Origin of the sequence: Sphingomonas segetis (genome assembly GCF_009720245.1) — a bacterium.
Taxonomy (GTDB): Bacteria; Pseudomonadota; Alphaproteobacteria; order Sphingomonadales; family Sphingomonadaceae; genus Sphingomicrobium; species Sphingomicrobium segetis.
The window spans coordinates 1-1,773 of record NZ_WJSQ01000267.1 but is presented as its reverse complement, the minus strand read 5'-3'; the positions used below and the strand labels follow the sequence as shown (position 1 = coordinate 1,773).

2 protein-coding genes are annotated in these 1,773 nt (G+C 69.5%); both read left to right on the top strand.

The genetic code is table 11. From position 1 onward, the window contains the following. On the top strand, positions 1–860 hold an 860-nt coding region (locus GH737_RS14650), incomplete at its 5' end, for a tetratricopeptide repeat protein (protein ID WP_155265498.1). Beyond that, entirely contained in the window at positions 857–1,678 is an 822-nt protein-coding gene (locus tag GH737_RS14645) for a 4-(cytidine 5'-diphospho)-2-C-methyl-D-erythritol kinase (protein ID WP_155265497.1), read from the top strand. The genes GH737_RS14650 and GH737_RS14645, both read left to right, overlap by 4 nt. Positions 1,679–1,773 lie beyond the last annotated feature (95 nt).

The following is a 1,773-nucleotide window of genomic DNA, read 5'->3' as shown; positions in this document are numbered from 1 at the left end:
TCCAGCGCGCGGCGCCGCCGATCGGCCTCCTGCAGGTCGCGCGCTACGCCGATCCGGGCAACAGCGGCGCCACCGCGCTGCTCGCGCTGTTGCTCGACGCCGACGATCGCTCGGACGAAGCGCTCGCGCTGCTCGACGCCGTCGACAGGAACGATGCCTTGATCTCGCAGGTCCGCGACGTGAAGGTCCGAATCCTCACGAAGGAGAAGCGGCTCAACGAGGCCTATGCCGTCGCCGCGGCCGCCGCGAACGAGCCGGGCGCCGGAATGGACGACTTTTCGCGCCTCGGCGATGTCCTCGAGGCGATGGGCCGCCATGGCGAGTCGGCCGACGCATTCGGACGCGCGATCGGAGCCGCCAACGCGCAGGGGTTGAAGAACGAGCTCTGGCCGCTGCTTCTGCTGCGCGCGAGCGCGCTCGAGCAGGCAAACCGCTGGCCCGAGGCCAAGGCGGCGCTGCAGCAGGGGCTGGCGATCGCCCCGGAGCAGCCGCTGCTGCTCAATTTCCTCGGCTATGCGAAGCTCGAGCGCGGTGAGGACATGGATTCGGCCGAAGCGATGATCCGCAAGGCCAGCGAGCTTGCCCCCGACGATGCGTCGATCACCGACTCGCTCGGATGGGCGCAGTTCAAGCGCGGCAAGGTCGAGGACGCGATCGCCACGCTTCAGCGCGCGGCGGAGAAAGATCCCGACCAGGCCGAGATCCAGGAGCATCTCGGCGACGCGCTGTACAAGTCCGGGCGCCGGTTCGAGGCGCGCTTTGCCTGGCATGCGGCGCTGATCACGGCCGAGGACGAGATCGCGGCGCGGGTGAAGGCCAAGCTCGCCTCCGGGCTCAACACGGCCAACGCCGCGCCTTGACCGACCGGGCGCCCGCCGCAAGCGAGATCGCGCCGGCGAAGCTCAACCTCGCGCTCCACGTCAGAGGTAAGCTGCCTGACGGGCGCCATGCGATCGAAACCATCTTTGCGTTCTGCGTCGATGGCGACCGCCTGACGGGTGAACCCGCCAATGAAATTTCGCTCGAGGTGACGGGGCCGTTTGCGTTCGAGCTGGTGGACGAAACGGACAATCTCGTGACGAGGGCTGCGCGCGCTCTCGCCAAAGCCGCCGTCGTGAGCGAAGGCGCCGCACTTAAGCTCGAAAAGCGACTTCCGGTCGCTTCCGGGATAGGCGGGGGTTCGGCGGATGCTGCCGCCGCGCTCAGGCTGCTGACGTCGTTGTGGCGGATCGATCCGAAGCACGCGCAGGACGTCGCGCCGATGCTCGGCAGTGACGTGCCTGCCTGCTTGCTGAGCTTTCCCGCCCTGGGCGAGGGGGCGGGTGACGAGCTGACGCCGATCGCGCTGCCGCAGCTGTCGGGAGCGCCCGTTTTACTGATCAACCCGCGCGTGCCACTGTCGACCGCCGAGGTGTTCGCGCGCTGGGACGGCGAGGACAGAGGCGCGCTCGGCGACTGGCGTGACGGGAGGAACGATCTCGAAGCGCCGGCAATCGCGCTCGTGCCGCAGATCGGGGCCGTGCTAGCCTGGCTCTCGGCACAAGCGGGAGCGACGTTCGTGCGCATGTCCGGCTCGGGCGCGACCTGCTTTGCCTTGTTCGAGAGCGAGGAGGCGCGCGATTCGGCCGCCGACGCCGTGCCGCGCGAATGGTGGCGCCTGGCGACCTTCCTGCGCTAGGGAGGCGGCCGATGAGCGGCCGCCCGATCCTCAGTGCCGAAGCGATGCGCGCGGCCGAGCAGGCGGCGATCGACGGCGGCACCAGCGTCGAGCAG